Source organism: Agromyces sp. NPDC055661 (assembly GCF_053618135.1).
On sequence record NZ_JBSHHC010000002.1, the window covers coordinates 20,132 to 38,939 of the forward strand.

General features: G+C 72.6%; 21 protein-coding genes and 1 riboswitch. Of the genes, 14 read left to right on the forward strand and 7 right to left on the reverse strand.

Features of this window, described 5'->3' with window-relative positions; all coding sequences use genetic code 11:
* Window positions 1-171: 171 nt before the first annotated feature.
* Both ACWGO8_RS13605 and ACWGO8_RS13610 read right to left on the reverse strand, forming a co-directional pair.
* Window positions 172-1,038 carry a DUF4097 family beta strand repeat-containing protein gene (locus ACWGO8_RS13605; protein ID WP_452043586.1) on the reverse strand — a complete coding sequence of 289 codons (867 nt, stop codon included), beginning with the start codon at window positions 1,036-1,038 and terminating at the stop codon, window positions 172-174.
* 27 nt (window positions 1,039-1,065) lie between these two features.
* Entirely contained in the window at window positions 1,066-1,596 is a 531-nt protein-coding gene (locus tag ACWGO8_RS13610) for a toxin-antitoxin system HicB family antitoxin (RefSeq protein ID WP_452043587.1), read from the reverse strand.
* 163 nt (window positions 1,597-1,759) lie between these two features.
* On the opposite strand from ACWGO8_RS13610, the gene ACWGO8_RS13615 reads away from it, so the two are divergent.
* A complete protein-coding gene (locus ACWGO8_RS13615; RefSeq protein ID WP_452043588.1) occupies window positions 1,760-2,413 on the forward strand; it encodes a GNAT family N-acetyltransferase in 654 nt (217 codons plus the stop codon).
* Between the two features lie 18 nt (window positions 2,414-2,431).
* On the opposite strand, the gene ACWGO8_RS13620 is transcribed toward ACWGO8_RS13615, so the two are convergent.
* The 3 genes from ACWGO8_RS13620 to ACWGO8_RS13630 all read right to left on the reverse strand — a co-directional run bounded on the left by ACWGO8_RS13620 (window position 2,432) and on the right by ACWGO8_RS13630 (window position 4,983).
* On the reverse strand, window positions 2,432-2,950 hold the full coding sequence (locus ACWGO8_RS13620) for a CoA-binding protein (protein ID WP_452044567.1): 519 nt from the start codon (window positions 2,948-2,950) through the stop codon (window positions 2,432-2,434).
* 116 nt (window positions 2,951-3,066) lie between these two features.
* Window positions 3,067-4,359 (reverse strand): O-acetylhomoserine aminocarboxypropyltransferase/cysteine synthase family protein, encoded by a 1,293-nt coding sequence (locus ACWGO8_RS13625; RefSeq protein WP_452043589.1) that lies wholly within the window; start codon window positions 4,357-4,359, stop codon window positions 3,067-3,069.
* Window positions 4,360-4,425: 66 nt separating this feature from the next.
* Window positions 4,426-4,983, reverse strand: a complete 558-nt coding sequence (locus tag ACWGO8_RS13630; protein ID WP_376957608.1) for a cysteine hydrolase family protein — start codon at window positions 4,981-4,983, stop codon at window positions 4,426-4,428.
* Window positions 4,984-5,069: 86 nt separating this feature from the next.
* On the opposite strand from ACWGO8_RS13630, the gene ACWGO8_RS13635 reads away from it, so the two are divergent.
* From ACWGO8_RS13635 to ACWGO8_RS13660, 6 genes are all read left to right on the forward strand, one after another.
* Window positions 5,070-5,366 (forward strand): antibiotic biosynthesis monooxygenase family protein, encoded by a 297-nt coding sequence (locus ACWGO8_RS13635; RefSeq protein WP_452043590.1) that lies wholly within the window; start codon window positions 5,070-5,072, stop codon window positions 5,364-5,366.
* A gap of 202 nt (window positions 5,367-5,568) precedes the next feature.
* A riboswitch (guanidine-III (ykkC-III) riboswitch) is annotated at window positions 5,569-5,634 on the forward strand.
* A 17-nt stretch (window positions 5,635-5,651) separates the two neighbouring features.
* On the forward strand, window positions 5,652-5,975 hold the full coding sequence (locus ACWGO8_RS13640; RefSeq protein ID WP_452043591.1) for a DMT family transporter: 324 nt from the start codon (window positions 5,652-5,654) through the stop codon (window positions 5,973-5,975).
* A 143-nt stretch (window positions 5,976-6,118) separates the two neighbouring features.
* On the forward strand, window positions 6,119-6,550 hold the full coding sequence (locus ACWGO8_RS13645; protein ID WP_452043592.1) for a hypothetical protein: 432 nt from the start codon (window positions 6,119-6,121) through the stop codon (window positions 6,548-6,550).
* Window positions 6,544-6,777, forward strand: a complete 234-nt coding sequence (locus ACWGO8_RS13650) for a helix-turn-helix transcriptional regulator (protein WP_376957396.1) — start codon at window positions 6,544-6,546, stop codon at window positions 6,775-6,777. Before ACWGO8_RS13645 ends, ACWGO8_RS13650 begins: the two co-directional genes overlap by 7 nt.
* On the forward strand, window positions 6,774-7,826 hold the full coding sequence (locus ACWGO8_RS13655) for an NAD(P)-dependent alcohol dehydrogenase (protein ID WP_452043593.1): 1,053 nt from the start codon (window positions 6,774-6,776) through the stop codon (window positions 7,824-7,826). The genes ACWGO8_RS13650 and ACWGO8_RS13655 overlap by 4 nt, the downstream gene beginning before the upstream one ends.
* On the forward strand, window positions 7,823-8,791 hold the full coding sequence (locus ACWGO8_RS13660) for an NAD(P)-dependent alcohol dehydrogenase (RefSeq protein WP_452043594.1): 969 nt from the start codon (window positions 7,823-7,825) through the stop codon (window positions 8,789-8,791). Before ACWGO8_RS13655 ends, ACWGO8_RS13660 begins: the two co-directional genes overlap by 4 nt.
* Before the next feature lie 29 nt (window positions 8,792-8,820).
* Here ACWGO8_RS13660 and ACWGO8_RS13665 read toward each other — a convergent pair whose 3' ends face one another.
* On the reverse strand, window positions 8,821-9,789 hold the full coding sequence (locus ACWGO8_RS13665; RefSeq protein WP_452044568.1) for a YeiH family protein: 969 nt from the start codon (window positions 9,787-9,789) through the stop codon (window positions 8,821-8,823).
* Window positions 9,790-9,806: 17 nt separating this feature from the next.
* Window positions 9,807-11,546, reverse strand: a complete 1,740-nt coding sequence (locus ACWGO8_RS13670) for a dolichyl-phosphate-mannose--protein mannosyltransferase (protein ID WP_452043595.1) — start codon at window positions 11,544-11,546, stop codon at window positions 9,807-9,809.
* Between the two features lie 68 nt (window positions 11,547-11,614).
* On the opposite strand from ACWGO8_RS13670, the gene rsmI reads away from it, so the two are divergent.
* The 7 genes from rsmI to ACWGO8_RS13705 all read left to right on the forward strand — a co-directional run bounded on the left by rsmI (window position 11,615) and on the right by ACWGO8_RS13705 (window position 18,798).
* On the forward strand, window positions 11,615-12,433 hold the full coding sequence (gene rsmI, locus ACWGO8_RS13675) for a 16S rRNA (cytidine(1402)-2'-O)-methyltransferase (RefSeq protein ID WP_452043596.1): 819 nt from the start codon (window positions 11,615-11,617) through the stop codon (window positions 12,431-12,433).
* 233 nt (window positions 12,434-12,666) lie between these two features.
* Window positions 12,667-13,680 carry an NADP-dependent oxidoreductase gene (locus tag ACWGO8_RS13680; RefSeq protein WP_452043597.1) on the forward strand — a complete coding sequence of 338 codons (1,014 nt, stop codon included), beginning with the start codon at window positions 12,667-12,669 and terminating at the stop codon, window positions 13,678-13,680.
* A 111-nt stretch (window positions 13,681-13,791) separates the two neighbouring features.
* Complete coding sequence (gene metG / locus ACWGO8_RS13685) at window positions 13,792-15,351, forward strand: methionine--tRNA ligase (RefSeq protein WP_452043598.1); 1,560 nt, start codon at window positions 13,792-13,794, stop codon at window positions 15,349-15,351.
* Between the two features lie 63 nt (window positions 15,352-15,414).
* A complete protein-coding gene (locus ACWGO8_RS13690) occupies window positions 15,415-16,320 on the forward strand; it encodes a TatD family hydrolase (RefSeq protein WP_452043599.1) in 906 nt (301 codons plus the stop codon).
* Window positions 16,317-17,204, forward strand: coding sequence for a 16S rRNA (adenine(1518)-N(6)/adenine(1519)-N(6))-dimethyltransferase RsmA (gene rsmA / locus ACWGO8_RS13695; RefSeq protein WP_452043600.1), 888 nt, complete (start codon window positions 16,317-16,319; stop codon window positions 17,202-17,204). The genes ACWGO8_RS13690 and rsmA overlap by 4 nt, the downstream gene beginning before the upstream one ends.
* 70 nt (window positions 17,205-17,274) lie before the next feature.
* A complete protein-coding gene (locus ACWGO8_RS13700) occupies window positions 17,275-17,814 on the forward strand; it encodes a hypothetical protein (protein WP_452043601.1) in 540 nt (179 codons plus the stop codon).
* A 51-nt stretch (window positions 17,815-17,865) separates the two neighbouring features.
* Window positions 17,866-18,798 (forward strand): 4-(cytidine 5'-diphospho)-2-C-methyl-D-erythritol kinase, encoded by a 933-nt coding sequence (locus tag ACWGO8_RS13705; protein WP_376957377.1) that lies wholly within the window; start codon window positions 17,866-17,868, stop codon window positions 18,796-18,798.
* Window positions 18,799-18,808 lie beyond the last annotated feature (10 nt).

Genomic DNA, 18,808 nt, shown 5'->3' on the forward strand with positions numbered 1-18,808 from the left:
TGGATCTCCGTTTCTCATCTGGAGCGCGGTGCACGGGACGTGCGTCGCGCGCTGGTGCGGTGTTCTCGTGGTGTTTCCGGGCGCACTCGACCACCCCGACGTCGGACGTCGGTCGTCCGGCGGGTCGTGCGTGGCGGTGCGGGTCGGTGTGCCGGCTGTGTTGCTGGTCGGCTAGCGGGCCGGCGTCGTGCTCGGGCGGCGGATCAGGATGTCGCCCCAGCTCGTGCGGGCGTGGAGCTCGACCGTGTTCTCGTCGGCGCCGGGCGCGTCCGAGGGCGTGAGCTTGTTGCGGACGGCGCCGTGCTGGCTCGAGACGTCGAGCCACGCGGCCGTGCCCTCGGCCACGCCCACCTCGATGCCGCCGTAACCGGCCTCGAGCTGAACCCGGCCGCCGTCGATGCGCTCGACGAGGAGGTTGCCGTAGCTGCTCTTCGCCGTGACCGCACCGCGCGCGTTGGCGACGGTGACGTCGCCGTGGGCCCCCTGCACGACGAGCGTGCCGGTCACCTCGCCGATCGTCGTGGAGCCGTTGGGGTTCTTGATGATCGCCTCGCCGGAGAGCTCGCGGATGCGGATGCTGCCGGCGGAGGAGGTGAGCTCCACGGCGCCGGTCGCGCGACCGACGATGATCGCGCCGGACGCAGTGCGGGCCGTGACGCGCTCGGCCTCGTCGACCCGGACGTCGCCGGCGCCGCTGCGATAGGCGACGGCGCCGAAGGATCCCTCGGCGAGGAGGCGGCCGGCGCCGGTCGCGCCGCGTACCTCGGAGCCGTCGGGTACCTGGATCGTGACGTCGACCTGGCCGGAGCCGCCGAACGGGGTGTAGTGCAGCCAGCCCTTCGTCGTGCGCACGGTGAGCACGTCGCCGACGAGCTCGACCTTCGCGTCGGCGGCGGTCTTGACGTCGCTCGACTTCTCGGGGTTGGCGGGCCGGACCTCGACGACGGTGTCGGCTCGGTCGGAGGCGACGACGTTCACGTCGCCCCAGCCGAGGTCGAGGTCGACGACGACGGGATGCGGGGTCTCGTAGCTGGTCATGATGACTCCTTCGTGATGGTCGGTGGATCAGCGGACCCAGCCGGTGACGCGGTTCGCGTCGCCGTCGGCCGGGCGGGTCTCGGTGGGCCGCGAGGGGGCGGGCTCGACGGCGGCGGCGATCGCGCGCACGAGCCAGGTGTTGACGGAGACGCCGTCGCGGGCGGCGGCCAGCTCGACCTGGGCCTTCAGCTGGTCGGGGATGCGGAGCGTGGTGCGGCTCGTCGACGCGTCGTCGGCGATGGGCAGCGCAGCGGATGCCGCGGGGAGCTCCGTCGCCGGCGCCGAACGATCGGACGCGGGCTCGAACGTCGTCGCCGGGGGAACCGTGACGACGAACTCGGGATCGCGACCGCGGAGCCGCACGTCGACGGCGCCGGGGGCGAGCTCTGCGGTGATCTCCGCCGCGGCGTCGGAGAGCGCCTCGAGCAGCACCAGCCGCACGGAGGCGTCGAGGGGGGCGGTCAGTCGCTGTGCGAGACCGAGTGCCTCCTCGCCGCCGGCCTCGGCTGCGATGGCCAGCTGGCGCTGGAGTTCGTCGACGTATCCGGTGAGTTCCATGACACCAGTGTGACACCACAGTGGTGTCATGTCAACACCATCTGCGTCAGATTGGTGTCACTCGCTGCGTCAAGTGGTGTCAGCGGGTGGTGTCGGGTGCCGTCACCGTCGTCCTCCCGGCGGCTCGGCGGTCGCCCAGCCGGCGCCACGTAGGCTTGGTCGGATGTCCTCCACCGACCCGAGCGGCACGACCTTCGCGCCCGCGCCCAAGTCCTCCTCCGCATCCGGCGGCGTCGAGGTGCGCCTCGTGCGCGACGACGAGCACGAGGCGGTCGGCGCGCTCGCCCGTCGGGCCTACGCCGGCGACTTCGTGCTGAGCCCCGACTACCTCGCCGAGATCGAGTCGGTCGCCGGGCGGGCCGGCGAGCACGAGGTGTGGGTGGCCGCGGATGCCGCGACGGGCGCGCTGCTCGGCACCGTCTCGACGCCGCGGGCCGGCCGTCGCATGTCGGCCGTCGCGCAGCACGACGACGAGCTCGACTTCCGGTTCCTCGGGGTCTCGGCCGGGGCGCGCGGCCGCGGGGTCGGCGAGGTGCTCGTACGGCACGTCATGGAGCTCGCCGCTCGTCGCGGCATCCGTCGCGTGGTGCTCAACACCGGACCCGAGATGCGGTCGGCGCAGCGGCTCTACGAGCGGCTCGGATTCGCGCGCCTGCCCGAGCGCGAGCACGTGGTCGAACTGCCGAGCGGCCGGAGCTTCCTGATGATGGCGTACGGGCGCGACGTCGACGGGGCATCCGAGTCGGCGGCATCCGAGTCGTCGGCATTCGAGTCGGCGGCATCCGAGTCGGCGGCATCCGAGTCGTCGGCGGCCTGAGGCTCCGCGGCCGTCGCGCTAGCGGACGGTCTTGCGCGCCGTGATCTGGCCCGTGTCGAAGCCGAGCAGGTGCAGCCCGCCGTGGAACCGCGCATGCTCGACCTTGATGCAGCGGTCCATGACGACCGTGAGCCCCTGCTCCTCGCCGTAGTACGCGGCGTCCTGGTTCCAGATGCCGAGCTGCACCCAGACGGTCTTCGCGCCGGAGGCGACCACGTCGTCGACGACCTGCGGGATGTCGCTGCCGCGGCGGAACACCACGACGATGTCGGGCACTTCGGGCAGGTCCGTCAGGCTCGCGTACGCCGGCTCGCCGAGGATCTCGGTCTCGTTCGGGTTCACGAAGTAGAGGCGGTAGTCGCTCGACTGCTGCAGGTACGTGCCGACGAAGTAGCTCGAGCGCGACGGCTTCGGCGAGGCGCCGACGATCGCGACCGACTCGGCGGCGTTCAGGATGCGCAGGCGCTGCCGCGCGTCGGGCCCCGTCCACGTGCGCTGCGAGTGCAGCAGCTTCGCGAGCGGCGAGTTCGCCGGCAGTTCGCAGGAGAGGCCGTTGACGAGCCGGACGGTCTCGACGTCCGCGGCATCCGTCGCGGCATCCGCGCTGCCCTGAGCCCGTCGAAGCGTCGACTCGGTCGTGAGCGTGTCGGTCATCACTTGCCTCCCGTGGCCTGGGCGAGCGCCTGGTCCAGATCGTAGATGATGTCGTCGGCGTCCTCGATGCCCACCGACAGGCGGATGACGCCGGGCCCGACGCCGGCATCGAGCAGCTGCTGCTCGGTGAGCTGGGCGTGCGTGGTCGACGCCGGGTGGATGATGAGCGTCTTCGCGTCGCCGATGTTCGCGAGGTGGCTGGCGAGGTTCACCGACTCGATGAGCTGCTGGCCGACGGCGCGGCCGCCCTTGACCTCGAAGCTGAACACCGAGCCGGGGCCCTGCGGCAGGTACTTCTGCGCCCGGTCGTGGTGCGGGTGGTTCGGCAGGCCGGCCCAGAACACGCGCTCGACGCGCGGATCCTGCTCGAGCCACTCGGCGACCGTGCGCGCATTGTCGACGTGCGCCTGGATGCGGTAGGGCAGCGTCTCGACGCCCGTCGCGAGCAGGAACGCCGAGTGCGGCGCGAGCGTGGGGCCGATGTCGCGCAGCTGCTCGGCGCGCAGGCGGGTGAGGAACGCGTACTCGCCGAAGTTGCCCGACCACTGCAGGCCGCCGTAGTGCGGCACGGGCTCGCCGAAGAGCGGGAACTTGTCGGAATGCCAGTGGAACCGGCCCGACTCCACGACGACGCCGCCGAGGGTCGTGCCGTGGCCGCCGAGGAACTTCGTCGCCGAGTGCGTGACGATGTCGGCGCCCCACTCGATCGGGCGGTTGAGGTAGGGGGTCGGGATCGTCGAGTCGACGATGAACGGGATCCCGTGCGCGTGCGCGACGTCGGCGAGCGCCTCGAGGTCGGCGATCTCGCCCGACGGGTTCGCGATCGTCTCGACGAAGAGCGCCTTCGTGTTCTCCTGGATGGCCGCGGCGTAGTCCTCGGCGTCGGCGCTCGCGACGAACGTCGTGTCGACGCCGAAGCGGCGCAGCGTCACGTCGAGCTGCGTGATCGAGCCGCCGTAGAGGTTCGCGCTCGCCACGATGTGGTCGCCCGCGCCGACGAGGCTCGCGAAGGTGATGTACTGCGCCGAGAGGCCCGACGCGGTCGCGACGGCGCCGAGTCCGCCCTCGAGGCTCGCGACGCGCTCCTCGAAGCTCGCGACGGTCGGGTTGGCGAGGCGCGAGTAGATGTTGCCGTACTTCTGCAGGGCGAAGCGCGCGGCGGCATCCGCCGTGTCGTCGAAGACGAACGCGCTGGTCTGGTAGATCGGCAGGGCGCGGGCCCCCGTCACCTGGTCGGGGATGTTGCCCGCGTGGATCGCACGCGTCTTGAAGCCGTATTCGCGGTCTGCCATGCGGTCCACGCTAGCCGTGCGCCGGGGGCGCCTCGCGCACCGTCGTAACCGGGGGCAACGGGCGGCTCAGCCGACGACGTCGTCGGTCGACACCACGCGTGCGAACTCGCCGCCGTCGAGGTTCACGGCGGTCGCGCGGGCGAGTTCCGAGGCGGTGAGCCGGATGCCGCCGGGCCCCTCGAGGTCGAATGTGTGCGTCGCGTCGAGCGGCACGATCACGTCGTAGCCGAGGTTGCCTCCGACGCGCGCCGTCGTCTCGACGCACATGTTCGTCTGGATGCCGCAGACCACGACCTGTCGGATGCCGCGGTCGCGCAGCCACGCGTCGAGGTCGGGCGTCCCGTGGAACGCCGAGTTCACCAGCTTCGAGACGAACAGCTCGTGCGGGGCGTCGGCCACCACGTCCTTCAGCGCGTTGCCCGGAGTGCCGGGCGCGAGCGGCGAGCCCTCCTCCTCGGAGTCGTGCCGCACGAGGACGATCGGACGCCCCGCGTCCGTCCAGGCGGCGACGAGCCGGCCGATGTTCGCCTCCGCGTCTGGGTTGTCGCGGGGTCCCCAGCCGGGGTCGTCGAACCCCTGCTGCACGTCGATCACGAGGAGGGCGGCGTCGTCGGCGATGTCCATGCGTCCATCCTGCGTCCGCGCCACCGGATGCCGGCCGTGAATGCCTGCCGATCGTCGTCGGGATCCTGCCGCCCTAGGCTCGGGGGATGATCCTCGAGCACGCGATCCTGCCCGTCGTCCCCGGCCGCGAGCGCGACTTCGAGGCGGCGTTCGCCGAGGCGAAGCCGATCATCGCGTCGATGCCCGGGTTCGTCGACCTGACGCTGTCGCGCTCGTTCGAGACGCCGAGCGCGTACCTGCTGCTCGTGCACTGGGAGAGCGTCGAGGCGCACGAGCAGGGCTTCCGCGGCTCGCCCGAGTACGAGCGCTGGCGCGCGCTGCTGCATGAGTTCTACGAGCCGTTCCCGGTGGTCGAGCACTTCGCCGAGGTCGCGCGGGCCTGACGCGAGCGGATGCCGCGCGGCATCCGCTCGCCGACTGCGCCACTTCGACGCCTGCTGCGCCAGTTCGGGTGGCGCGCAGGGCGCCGAACTGGCGCAGCGGCATGGCATGACGCGAGCGGATGCCGGGGGCATCCGCTGCCCGGCCGCGCACTGGGCTGCACCGGCTGCACAGGGCTTGATCAGGCCCGCTTGCTAGCCTCGAGGGAGGTCGCACCGCGCGGCCCCGGACGAGGGAACCCAGTACCCGGAACGCGACAAGACTGGCACTCAGGAGAGTGGACAGTCATGGCTTGGGTCATCCTCATCGCATCCGGCGTGCTCGAGGCCGTCTGGGCGACGGCGCTCGGCAAGTCCGAGGGCTTCACGAAGCTCTGGCCGTCGGTCATCTTCTTCGGCGCGCTCGTGCTCTCGATGGGCGGGCTCGCCTGGGCGATGCGCGACATCTCCACGGGCACCGCGTACGCGGTGTGGGTCGGGATCGGCGCGGCGCTCACGGTGATCTGGGCGATGGTCACGGGCGACTCGGACGTCTCGTGGATGAAGCTCGCGCTGATCGCGGGCCTCGTGGGCTGCGTCGTCGGCCTCAAGCTCGTCGACGGCAGCCACTAGCCGCGATCGCGTACCGAGCGGATGCCGCGGCCTCGCGCCGCGGCATCCGCTCGATCGTCGCATCGCGTGTAAAGAATGCTTGACATGGTGTCGTGTTTGGTTGACACTAGCCATGTCAAACATTGTTTACCTGAGGAGCTGGCATGTCCTACGAGGAGAAAGGGACCTGGGTCTACCTGGTCATCGCCGTCGTCGGCTACACCGTGTACCTCTCGCTGCTGCTGCCCCAACTGGTCGGCGGAGTCCCGGTGGCCGACGTCGACTACGTGCCGATCATGCTCTGGACGATCGGCGGCGCGATCGTCGTGACGATCGTGCTGCGCATCCTCGTCGAGATCGTGTTCCCGAGCGAGAGCACCAGGGGCGACGTCCGCGACAAGGAGATCGACCGGCTGGGCACCCGGGTCGGCAGCTCGTTCGTCGTGATCGGGGCGCTCGGCGCCCTCGTGCTCGCAATGCTCGAGGCCGACTGGTTCTGGATCGCGAACGTCATCTACCTGTGCTTCGTGCTCTCGGCGCTGCTCGAGAGCATCACGCGGCTGGTCGCGTACCGCAGGGGCGTGCCGACATGGTGAAGCCCACGCGCGTGACGAACGACCTTCGCGCGCTGCGGTTCCGCCACGGCGAGATGACCCAGGCCGAGCTGGCGCAGCGCCTCGGGGTGACCCGCCAGACCGTCATCGCCATCGAGCAGGGCCGCTACTCGCCGTCGCTTGAGATGGCCTTCCAGATCGCGCGGGTGTTCGGGGTCCCGCTCGACGACGTGTTCCAGTACCCCGAGGTCGAGGAGACGAAGCGATGAGGGCAGCGAGGTTCGACCGGTACGGACCGGCCGAGGTGATCCGGATCGAGGAGCGGCCCGTTCCCGAGGTCGGCGACGACGAGGTGCTGGTGCGGGTGGATGCCTCGGCGGTCGGCGTCGCCGACGCCGTGAGCCGCTCGGGCACCCCGTGGTTCGCCCGTCTGTTCTTCGGGCTGCGACGGCCGAAGTACCCGAGGCTCGGCACGGAGTTCGCGGGCACGGTCGAGCGCGTCGGCGCCGACGTGACGCGCTTCGCGCCGGGCGACCGGGTCTTCGGCGCCGCCGAGGTCGGTGCGGGCGCGACCGCCGAGTACGTCGTGGTCGGCGAGCATGCCGCCGTTGCCCACGCGCCGGCCGGGCTGGATGCCGCGCACGCCGTCGCGACCGTCGACGGCTTCCTGACCGCCCTGCCGTTCCTGCGCGACGCGGGGGAGGTGCGACCCGGGCAGTCCGTCCTCGTGAACGGCGCCTCGGGCACGGTCGGCTCGGCCGCGGTGCAGCTCGCGAAGCACCTCGGGGCATCCGTCACCGCGGTCACGAGCGGCCCGAACGCGGAGCTCGTGCGCTCACTGGGCGCCGACCGCGTCATCGACTACACGCGCGAGGACTTCACGTCCGAGCGCGAGGCCTACGACGTGATCTTCGATGCGGTCGGCAAGCGCTCCTTCGGCGCCTGTCGACGCGCCCTCACGGCCCACGGCTTCTACCTCACGACGGTGCCGACCGCGGCGATCATGCTGCAGGCGCCGTGGACCCGCCTCTTCCGGGGCGGCCGGCGCGCGGCCATCGCGTTCACCGGCCTGCGCGACCCGCGCACGAAGGGCGTCGAGCTCGAGCAGCTCGCCGCGCTCGTGGAGTCGGGCGCGTTCGTCCCGGTCGTCGACCGCGTCGTGCCGCTCGAGGAGCTCGTCGCCGCGCACCGCCGCGTCGAGAGCGGGCACAAGGTCGGCAGCGTCGTGATCGCGATCACGGATGCCGCGGAGCCGGAGGATGCGGCAGTGTCGGCGAGCACCGCCGACACGTGCGAGGCGAACGGCGCGCCCGCGTGAGGGCCGTCGTGCAGCACCGCTACGGCGGACCCGAGGTGCTCGAGCTCGCCGACCTCGACGCGCCCGAGCCCGCCGCCGACGAGGTGCTCATCCGCGTCGAAGCGGTGGCCGTGAGCGCCGGCGACGTGTTCCTCATGCACGGCGAGCCGCGCATGGTGCGACTCGCGTTCGGGCTCTCGCGTCCGAGGCGACCGGTGCCCGGCCGCGACGTGGCGGGCGAGGTCGTCGCGGTCGGATCGTCGGCCACGCGGTTCCGCGTCGGCGACCCCGTGTACGCGGAGTCCGACCAGGGCGGCTGGGCCGAGTTCGTCACGGTGCCCGAGGGCTTCGTCGCGCGGCGGCCGACCTCGGTCGACGCGGTGCACGCCGCGGCCGTGCCGGTGTCGGGCACGACCGCGCTGCAGGGACTGCGGCTCGCGGGGGTCCGACCAGCGCAGCACGTGCTGGTGAACGGGGCGTCGGGCGGCGTCGGGGGGTTCGTCGTGCAGCTGGCGAAGGCGATGGGCGCCGAGGTCACCGGCGTCTGCCGTGGCGCGAAGGCCGACCACGTGCTCGCCATCGGCGCCGACCACGTGATCGACCACACGACCGAGGACTTCACCGCGCACCAGGGACGCTACGACGTCGTGTTCGACCTGGTCGCCGACCACTCCCTCGGCCGCACGCGCCGGGCGCTGCGCCGGGGCGGCACGCTCGTGCTGTCCTCGGGCCGCGGCGGCCGCGTGTTCGGGCCGCTCGGGCGCATCGCCGCGGCATCCGTCACGTCGCCGTTCGTGCCGCAGCACCTGCGCACCCTTGCGGCGAAGCGCGACGGCGACGACCTCGCCGAGATGACCCGGCGCATCGACGCGGGCGAGGTGCGGCCGGTCGTCGACGCGGTGTTCGCGCTCGAGCGGGCGGCCGAGGCCGTCGCCCGGTTCGAGGCGGGCGACGTGCGCGGCAAGCTCGTGCTCGCCGTGCGCTGAGCGGCGCGAACGCCGGTCGCCCCCGCCGCTCAGCCGAGCAGCACCGCGCCGTAGGCGAGCGCCGCGACGAGCACCCACGACGTGAGGCCCACGACGAGGGCGCGCCATCCGGTGCGCACGAGCTCGACCACGCGGATGGACGCGCCGAGCGCGAACAGCGCCGTCGCGAGCAGCGCGGTCTGCGCGACGTCGGCGCCCGTGAGCAGCCACTCGGGCAGCGGCACGAACGAGTTGAGCAGCACCGCCGCGAGGAAGCCGGCGATGAACAGCGGCACGATCGGCGGGCGCGGGCCGGCCGGCTCGATCGCGCGTCGCCGCTCGACCGCGGCGGTGATCGCCACCATCGGCGCGAGCATGAGCACGCGCGTGAGCTTCACGACGACCGCGACCGCGAGCGCGGCCGGCCCCGCGAGCTGCGCCGTCGCCACGACCTGCCCGACGTCGTGCACGCCCGCGCCGACCCAGTGCCCGAAGCCCGTCGCCGAGAGCCCGAGCGGATGCCACAGCGCGGGCAGCACCGCGATGGCGAGCGTGCCGCACAGCGTCACGAGCGCGACGGGCACCGCCTGCTCCTCGTCGCGGGCGCGCACGGTCGCCCCCATCGCGCCGATCGCGGAGGCGCCGCAGATCGCGAACCCGCTCGCGACGAGCACCGGCTGGTGGCCGGGCAGCCCGAGCGCCCGCCCGAGCCCGATCGTGCCGGCGAACGTCAGCACGACGACCGCGATCGTCGTCAGGATCGTGATCCAGCCGAGGCCGGCGATGTCGACGAGGCTGAGCTTCAGGCCGAGCAGGACGATGCCGAGGCGCAGCAGGCGGCGCGCGGCGAGCTGCATCCCCGGCGCGAGGCGGCCGGCGAGCGCGGGCTGCAGCGCGGGCACCTGGCCGACCACGATCCCGAGGGCCACCGCGGCCGTGAGGATCGGGACGGCCGGCACGGCGAGGTGCACGAGCCATGCCACGAGCGCCGCGGATGCCGCGACGGCGAGTCCCGGCATCCGTTCGCGCACCGGGCTCACGTCGCCCAGGCGGGCGTCCAGAAGTGGAGCTGCCGGAACTCGGGCGTGACCGGCACGGCGGTCCAGATCGGGTAGTAGAACGCCGAGATGAGCAGGGCGAAGCCGAGGAAGATCGCCACGATGGCGATCCCACGTTCTCGGCGCCATCGCAGGTCGTCGCGTCGGCCGAGGATGATCATGAGCACGGCGGTGAGCGCCAGCATCGTGTAGGGCTGGAACGCGATCGAGTAGAACTGGAACACCGTGCGGTCGAGGTAGGCGAGCCACGGCAGGTACCCCGCCGCGAGGCCGAGCAGGACGAGTCCGACCTGCCACTCCCGGTAGCGCACGAGCCGATACAGGAGGTAGAGGCACGCGAGCGCGGCCGCCCACCAGATGAGCGGGTTGCCGATGCCGATGATCGACTCCCAGCAGGTCGCGGCGCCGCATCCGCCCGACCCGTCGTCGGTCGACGAGAAGTACATGTTCGTGGGCTTGACCATGATGAGCCAGGTCAGCGGGTTCGCCTGCGACGGATGCGTGGCGTGCACGCCGATGTGGTACGTGTACGCGGACTGGTGGTAGTGCCACAGGCTCTGCAGCGCGTGCGGCACCCAGGCGAACAAGCCGGTGGCCGCGTTCTCGGCCTCGTCGGCCCAGTGCCGGTAGTAGCCGCCGTCCGTCGTGAGCCAGCCCGTCCACGACGCGAGGTACACGGCGAGGGCGACCGGCACCATCAGCAGGAACGTCACCGGCCCCTGCTTCAGCACCGCGCCCGTGAGCCAGAACGGCACGCCCGAGCGCCGGCGTGCGAGGGCGTCGACGACGATGAGGTAGAGCCCGAACGCCGCGAGGAACCACGCGCCCGACCACTTCACGGCGCACGCCGCGCCGAACGCGACGCCTGCCGCGACGACCCACGGCCGCGCCCAGAGCGCGGGCCCGTAGTGCGGATCGCGCCCCTGCGCGCGGGCATCGGCCAGCCGCCGGGCGAGCTCGCGCGCGGCGTACTCGCGATCGAGCAGCACGAACCAGAAGCCGAGCAGCGCGAACAGCATGATCCAGTTGTCGAGCAGCGCCACGCGCGACATCACGATGGCGTTGCCGTCGATCGCGAGCAGGAACGCCGCCATCACCGCGACGATCGTCGAGGGCCAGAGCCGGCGCGCGACCATGGCCAGGATGAACACCGCGGCGGTGCCCGCGAGCGCCGTCGTGGCCCGCCACCAGAACGCGCTGTCGGCGCCGAAGACGGCCATGCCGAGCGCGATCATCCACTTGCCGAGCGGCGGATGCACCACGTAGGCCGGGTCCGTCGTGAAGATGTCGGTGTCGCCGCGGGCGAAGTCCGCGTCGGCGTTCTCGGGCCAGGCCGACTCGTAGCCGTTGTGGAGCAGCGTCCACGCGTCCTTGACGTAGTACGTCTCGTCGAAGACGATCGCCTGCGGGTGCCCGAGGTTCCAGAACCGCAGCACGGCGGCGAGCAGCGTGACGAGGATCGGCCCGCCCCAGTACCAGAGGGTGCGACGTCGCGGCGTCGAGAGGACGCGGCCCCACCAGCGATCGAGCGGCGTGCCGCGCTCGTCGTCGTCGTCTGCGCGGGCGGGGGTGCCGGCGGCCTCGGCGTCGGGCGCGGTCGGTGCAGGGGGCGTGTCGTCGCCGGATGTCTCGGCCCTTGCCCCGTCCTCGGGATGCTTCGCCGGGTCGTCGCCTGCACGCGATTCGCGCGCGTCGGCGGCGCCCGTCTCAACACCCATGCGCCCCAGAGTAATCGCGCGAACCGTGCCCACCACTCTCGGGGACGGGGATGGGGGACACTGGGGGCATGATCATCCTCGCGGCGACGCCCATCGGCAACCTCGGCGACGCGTCGGCGCGCCTGCGCGAGGCGCTGGAGCAGGCCGCGGTCGTGGCATCCGAGGACACCCGCGTGACGCAGCGGCTGCTCGCCGGGCTCGGCGTCGCCAACCGGCCGCGCCTCATCGCGCTGCACGAGCACAACGAGCGGCAGAAGGCCGCCGACCTCGTCGAGCTCGCGCGTGAGCAGGATCTGCTCGTGCTCTCCGACGCGGGCATGCCGACCGTCTCCGACCCGGGCTTCCCGCTCGTGCAGGCCGCGGTCGCCGGGGACGTCGGGGTGACCGCGATCCCCGGTCCGTCGGCCGTGATCACCGCGCTCGCCGTCTCGGGCCTGCCGACCGACCGGTTCGCATTCGAGGGGTTCCTGCCGCGCAAGGCGGGCGACCGCGCGCGCCGCCTCGCCGAGCTCGCGGGCGACCGCCGCACGCTCGTGTTCTTCGAGGGGCCGTCGCGACTGGCCGTGAGCCTGGAGGCGCTCGCCGACGCGTTCGGTGCCGATCGCCCGGCCGCGGTGTGCCGGGAGCTCACCAAGCTGCACGAGGAGGTGCGCCGCGGCGGCCTCGGCGAGCTCGCCGCCTGGGCCGCCGATGGCGTGCGCGGCGAGATCTGCATCGTCGTCGGTGGCGCGCCCGAGGGGTCGGCGGATCCCGCGGGGGCCCTCGACCGCGTGCTCGAGCTCGCGGCATCCGGCACCCGCCTGAAGGACGCCGCGGCGCTCGTGGCCGCGGAGAGCGGCCTCGGCAAGCGGGACCTGTACGAGGCGGCGCTCGCGGCGCGCAAGTAGTGCGCTGCGGGCGTCGTCGCGCTCGACTGAGCACCGGCGCGCGCCGATGCGCGCCCATCCGACGTTCAACCAGAGGCTGAACCGCATCTGGACGCTCCCTGAATGTTCCACCGCTGTCCCCCCATCAGGGGGACAATGGCAGTACCGCACAACGGTGGAGGTGCCATATGGCGCACGCAGTGAGGTTCGCAGCATTCGGGGGCCCTGAGGTGCTGGAGGTCGTCGAGATGCCCATGCCCGAACCAGGCCCGGGCGAGGTGCTCGTCGAGGTGTTCGCGACGGGGTTGAACCCGGTCGAGAGCGCGATCCGGCGCGGCGATCACCCCGAGCGATGGCCGGTCGAGCTCCCGGCGACCGAGGGACGCGACCTCGCCGGCGTGGTGATCGCGACGGGGCCCGGCGCCGAGCGGTTCTCGCGAGGCGACGAGGTCATGGGCTTCGTCTCGCACGGCGCGCAGGCGACGCACGTCGTCGTGCCCGAAGGCAACCTCATGCCGCGTCCGCCCGCCCTCTCGTGGGAGGTGGCGGGGTCGCTGTACACCGCGGGCACGATGGCGTGGAGCGCCGTCGAGGGCCTGCAGCTCGGCCCGAGCGACACGGTGGTCGTGACCGCGGCGGCCGGTGGCGTCGGATGCCTCGCGGCCCAGTTCGCCCGCATGCGCGGGGCGACCGTGGTGGGCACGAGCGTCGAGACCCGCTTCGACTTCCTGCGCCAGTTCGGCATCATCCCGACCGGCTACGGCGAGGGCCTCGCCGAGCGGGTGCGCCTGCTGACGCCCGGACCCGTGACCGCGTTCCTCGACTTCCTCGGCGGGCAGACCGCCGCGGCGCGCGCGCTCGGCGTCCATCCGTCGCGCGTGCTGACGGTGCTCGACTGGGACGCCGTCGACGAGCACGGCGTCATGCACGTCTCGCCGGGCGACGTGGTCGCCCTCGGGCGGGTCGCCGCGCTCGCGGCGGCACGACGCATCCGGCTGCCCATCGCCGACGTGTTCCCCCTCGACGCCGTCGCCGACGCGTACCGCGCGCTCGAGAAGCGCGAGGCGCCCGGCAAGATCGTGCTCGGCCTCAGGGTCGTCGGCTACGCCGGGCAGCGCGTGCAGGAGCCCGAGCTCAAGGAGCAGGACGTGACCCTCGGCGTGCTCACCCCGCACGCGCACATGGACGTGGAGGAGGCCGTGCCGCCCGCCGTCGGCGACGGCAGCGTGCGTCGTCGGCACCGTGAGGAGCGCGCCAGGAACGCGTGAGCGGAGGGGCCGAATGCGCCGCGCGCCCAGCAGCGGGGCGGCACCGCGGGCGAGTCCGCCTGGGGCGTAACCCGGCGCTCGGGGCATCCGCGCGCCCATAGGATTGAGCGCATGGCCGACGCCTCCTCGTTCTACATCACCACGCCCATCTTCTACGTGAACGACGTGCCCCACATCGGGCACGCGTACACGGAGGTGGCGGCCGACGTGCTCGCGCGCTGGCACCGCCAGGCCGGCGAGGACACGTGGTCGCTCACGGGCACCGACGAGCACGGCCAGAAGATCCTGCGCACCGCGACCGCCAACGGCGTGACGCCGAAGGAGTGGGCCGACCGCCTCGTCGACGAGGCGTGGAAGCCGCTGCTCGAGACCATCGACATCGCGAACGACGACTTCATCCGCACGACCGACGAGCGGCACGAGGTCAATGTGCAGCGCTTCCTGCAGAAGCTCTACGACGAAGGCCACATCTACACGGGCGAGTACGAGGGCTACTACTGCGTCGGCTGCGAGGAGTACAAGCAGCAGTCCGAGCTCGTCGAGGGCACGGGGGAGTACGAGGGCCAGCTCGTCTGCGCCATCCACTCGAAGCCCGTCGAGCTGCTGCACGAGAAGAACTACTTCTTCCGCATGTCCGCGTTCGCCGACAAGCTGCTCGCGCTCTACGAGGAGCAGCCCGACTTCGTGCAGCCCGAGTCGGCGCGCAACGAGGTCGTCTCGTTCGTGCGTCAGGGCCTCGCCGACCTCTCGATCTCGCGCTCGACGTTCGACTGGGGCGTCAAGGTCCCGTGGGACGACACGCACGTCGTCTACGTGTGGTTCGACGCGCTGCTCAACTACGTCACCGCGGTCGGCTACGGGCAGGACGAGGCGGAGTTCGCGCGCCGCTGGCCCGCCCAGCACATCGTCGGCAAGGACATCCTGCGGTTCCACGCCGTGATCTGGCCGGCCATGCTCATGGCGGCCGGCCTCGAGGTGCCTCGCGGCGTGTTCGGCCACGGCTGGCTCCTCGTCGGCGGCGAGAAGATGTCGAAGTCCAAGCTCACGGGCATCGCGCCGTCGCAGATCACCGAGACGTTCGGCTCCGATGCGTTCCGGTTCTACTTCCTCTCGGCGATCCACTTCGGACAGGACGGCTCGTTCTCGTGGGAGGACCTCGCCGCGCGCTACCAGGCGGAGCTCGCCAACGGCTTCGGCAACCTCGCGTCGCGCGTCGTCGCCATGATCACCCGCTACTGCGACGGCGTCGTGCCGACGGCCGGCGAGCTCTCGGCCGCCGATCATGAGATCGCGGCCATCGAGCAGCGAGCGACGGATGCCTCGTGGTCGGCCGTGAACCGGCTCGCGATCCACGAGGCGATCGCCGCCGCGTGGGAGCTCGTCGACGCCCTCAACGGCTACCTGACGGTCGAGGAGCCCTGGACGCTCGCGAAGGACCCGCACCAGCGCGCCCGCCTCGAGACCGTGCTCGCCACGGCGTACCACGGCCTCGGCACGCTCGCCGTGCTGCTCTCGCCCGTGCTGCCGGAGGCGACCGCGAAGCTGTGGACGGCGATCGGCGCGCCCGGCACCGTGCAGGAGCAGCGCATCGACCGCGCGAACGAGTGGACCGTCGGCGCGCGCGTGTCGCCGCTCGAGGCGCTCTTCCCGCGCGTCGAGGTCGCCGAGTGACGGTACCCGTTCGTCGAGTAGCGCCGCGCGGAGCGCGACGCGTATCGAGACGCGTCGAACGACATGCCTGACCACCTCCGCACGCGCTCCGACCCTTCGACCGGCTCAGGGACCAGGGCGTATCCGCCGCTGCCCGAGCCGCTCGCCGTCGGCGTCTACGACAACCACACGCACCTCGAGATCGCCGACGGCGCCCTGCCCCTCGACGTCCACGAGCACCTCGAGCGCGCGGCATCCGTTGGCGTCGTGGGCGCCGTGCAGGTCGGCACGGATGTCGCGACGAGCCGCTGGTCGGCCGACGTCGCCGAGCGCGAGCCGCGCCTGCTCGCGGCCGTGGCCCTGCACCCGAACGAGGCGCCCGAGCTCGAGGCGGCCGGCACGCTCGACGACGCGCTCGCGGTGATCGACGAGCTCGCCGCCCGGCCGCGCGTACGCGCGGTCGGTGAGACCGGGCTCGACTTCTACCGCACGGGCGAGGACGGCCGCGGCGCCCAGTTCCGCTCGTTCGAGGCGCACATCGACATCGCGAAGCGGCACGGCGTCGCGCTGCAGATCCACGACCGCGACGCGCACGACGAGGTGCTCGAGACGCTGCGGCGCGTCGGTGCCCCCGAGCGCACGGTGTTCCACTGCTTCTCGGGCGGCGAGGAGCTCGCGACGACCGCGGCCGAAGCCGGCTGGTACCTCTCCTTCGCCGGCAACGTGACGTTCAAGAACGCCGAGAACCTGCGCGAGGCGCTGCGGGTCGCGCCGCTCGACCGCATCCTCGTCGAGACGGATGCCCCGTACCTCACGCCCGTGCCGCTGCGCGGGCGTCCGAACGCGCCCTACCTGGTGCCGCACACGATGCGGTTCATGGCCGAGGTGCTCGGCGCCGACCTCGACGAGCTCTGCGCGCAGGTCGCCGCAAATACCGAGCGCGTGTACGGCTCGTGGGATGATGTGCCCATGGGGGAGACCAGGGCGTGAACGCCCATCGCCATGCGGCGGACGGCGACGAGCCGGCTCCGCGCCTGCTCGGTCCTGCGGAGATCCGCGATCTCGCCGAGCTCCTCGACGTGACGCCGACGAAGAAGCTCGGCCAGAACTTCGTGCACGACGGCAACACGGTCCGCCGCATCGTGCAGACCGCGGGCGTGCAGCCCGGCGAGACGGTGCTCGAGATCGGACCGGGCCTCGGGTCGCTCACGCTCGGGCTGCTCGAGGCCGGGGCATCCGTCGTCGCCGTCGAGATCGACCGGCGCCTCGCCGAGCAGCTGCCGCACACCGTGAGCATCATGCAGCCGGGGCGCCCGCTGACGGTCGTGCACGACGACGCGCTGCGGGTCACCGAGCTGCCGGGCGAGCCGGTGCGGCTCGTGGCCAACCTGCCCTACAACGTGTCGGTGCCCGTGCTCCTGCACCTGCTCGAGCACTTCCCGTCGCTGCGGGCCGGCATCGTCATGGTGCAGGCCGAGGTCGGACATCGCCTCGCCGCGGACCCCGGGTCGAAGGTCTACGGCGCGCCGAGCGTCAAGGCCGCGTGGTACGGCAACTGGCGCCTCGCGGGCCAGGTGTCGCGCATGGTGTTCTGGCCGGTTCCCAACGTGGACTCGGTGCTCGTCGGCTTCGAGCGCGACGAGGAGCCCGGCACCGAGGCGGAGCGGCGCGCGACGTTCGCGCTCGTCGACGCGGCCTTCCAGCAGCGCCGCAAGATGCTCCGGCAGGCGCTCTCGAGTGTGCTCGGCGGCTCCTCCGCGGCCGCCGCGGCGGCGCTGGAGCGGGCCGGTGTCGACCCGCAGACGCGCGGCGAGCAGCTGCGCGTCGAGGACTTCCTCGCGATCGCCCGGGCGTCGGAGACGGCGCGAGCCTGACGCCGGCGCGACCGCCGGATGCGGCTGCATGCGCCTTCCGCGCCTCCGGCGACCGCACTACCGTGGAGCCATGAGCACGCCGGTGGCCAGCAACGCCGAGGGCGTCGGCGACGACGCGGTTCGCGCGGCGACGGGCCGGGACCGCGCCGAGTGGTTCGCGCTCCTCGACGAGGCGAGGGCCGCGACGTGGACGCACCAGCAGGTCGCCACCTGGCTCGTGCGGGAGCACGGGGTCGACGGCTGGTGGGCGCAGGGCGTCACGGTCGGGTACGAGCAGGCACGCGGCATCCGCCGGCCGGGCCAACGGCAGGACGGCACGTTCGAGGCGAGCGTGAGCCGCACGGTCGACCTCGCGCCGACCGACGCGCTGCGGGCGCTCGCCGCGGTGGTGACGCTGCGGCTCGACGTGGATCCGCTCGCGCTCAACCTCACCGCGAAGCATCCGACGGCCCGGTTCCCGCTCGAGGGCGGCGAGTACGTGCTCGCGACGGTCAGCCCGGTCGCCGGCGGTCGCTCGTCGATCGGCCTCACGTGGGGGCGCATGCCCGACGACACGCGGCTCGCCGAGGTCAAGGACCGCATGCGCGAGTGGCTGCGATCGGTCGGCTGACCCGCTGCACGAGCCCGCCTCGGCGCCGAGGCCGTGGGATAGCGTGGCTTCATGACGATCGCGGCGACCGACGAGGCAGTGCACGTCCGGGCGCCCGGCAAGGTCAACCTCTTCATGCGCGTGGGCGAGGTGCAGCCCGACGGCTACCACGACGTCGCCACCGCCTACCAGGCCGTCTCGCTCTACGAGGACGTGAAGGCCTGGCCCGACGATGAGTTCAGCGTCACGTTCGGCGGCAGCATCGACACGTCGAGCCTGCCGACGGATGCCTCGAACCTCGCGATCAAGGCCGCGAAGCTGCTCGCCCGCACCGCCGGCGTGCCCGGCGGCGTGCACCTCGAGATCGAGAAGCACGTGCCCATCGCGGGCGGCATGGGCGGCGGCTCGGCGGATGCCGCGGCGACCCTCGTCGCCTGCGACGCGATGTGGGGCACCGCGCTCTCGAAGGACGAGCTGCACGCGCTCGCGGCGAAGCTCGGCGCCGACGTGCCCTTCGCCCTCACGGGCGGCACCGCGATCGGCACGGGACGCGGCGACCGCCTCAGCCCGGCGCTCGCGACCGGTTCGTTCCACTGGGTGCTCGCGGTCGCGGAGTTCGGGCTCTCGACGCCCGGCGTCTACCGCGAGCTCGACCGCCGCCGCGAGACCGATCCGCTCCTGAACGCGCCCACGTCGTCGCCGACCGTCGACACGGCCGTGCTGCAGGCGCTGCGGGCCGGCGACGCGCACCTGCTCGCCGACGCGCTGCACAACGACCTGCAGGCCGCCGCACTCGGGCTCGCGCCGGGCCTCGGCGGCATCCTCGAGCTCGGCGAGACGCACGGTGCGATCGCGGGCCTCGTCTCGGGCTCGGGTCCCACGGTCGCGTTCCTCGCCGAGGACGCCGACACGGCCCTCGAGCTCCAGGTCGCGCTCTCGGCCGCGCGCCTGAACGCGGTGCACGTGCACGGGCCCGTCTACGGCGCCCGCATCGTGCACGCGTAGGCTCGTCGGG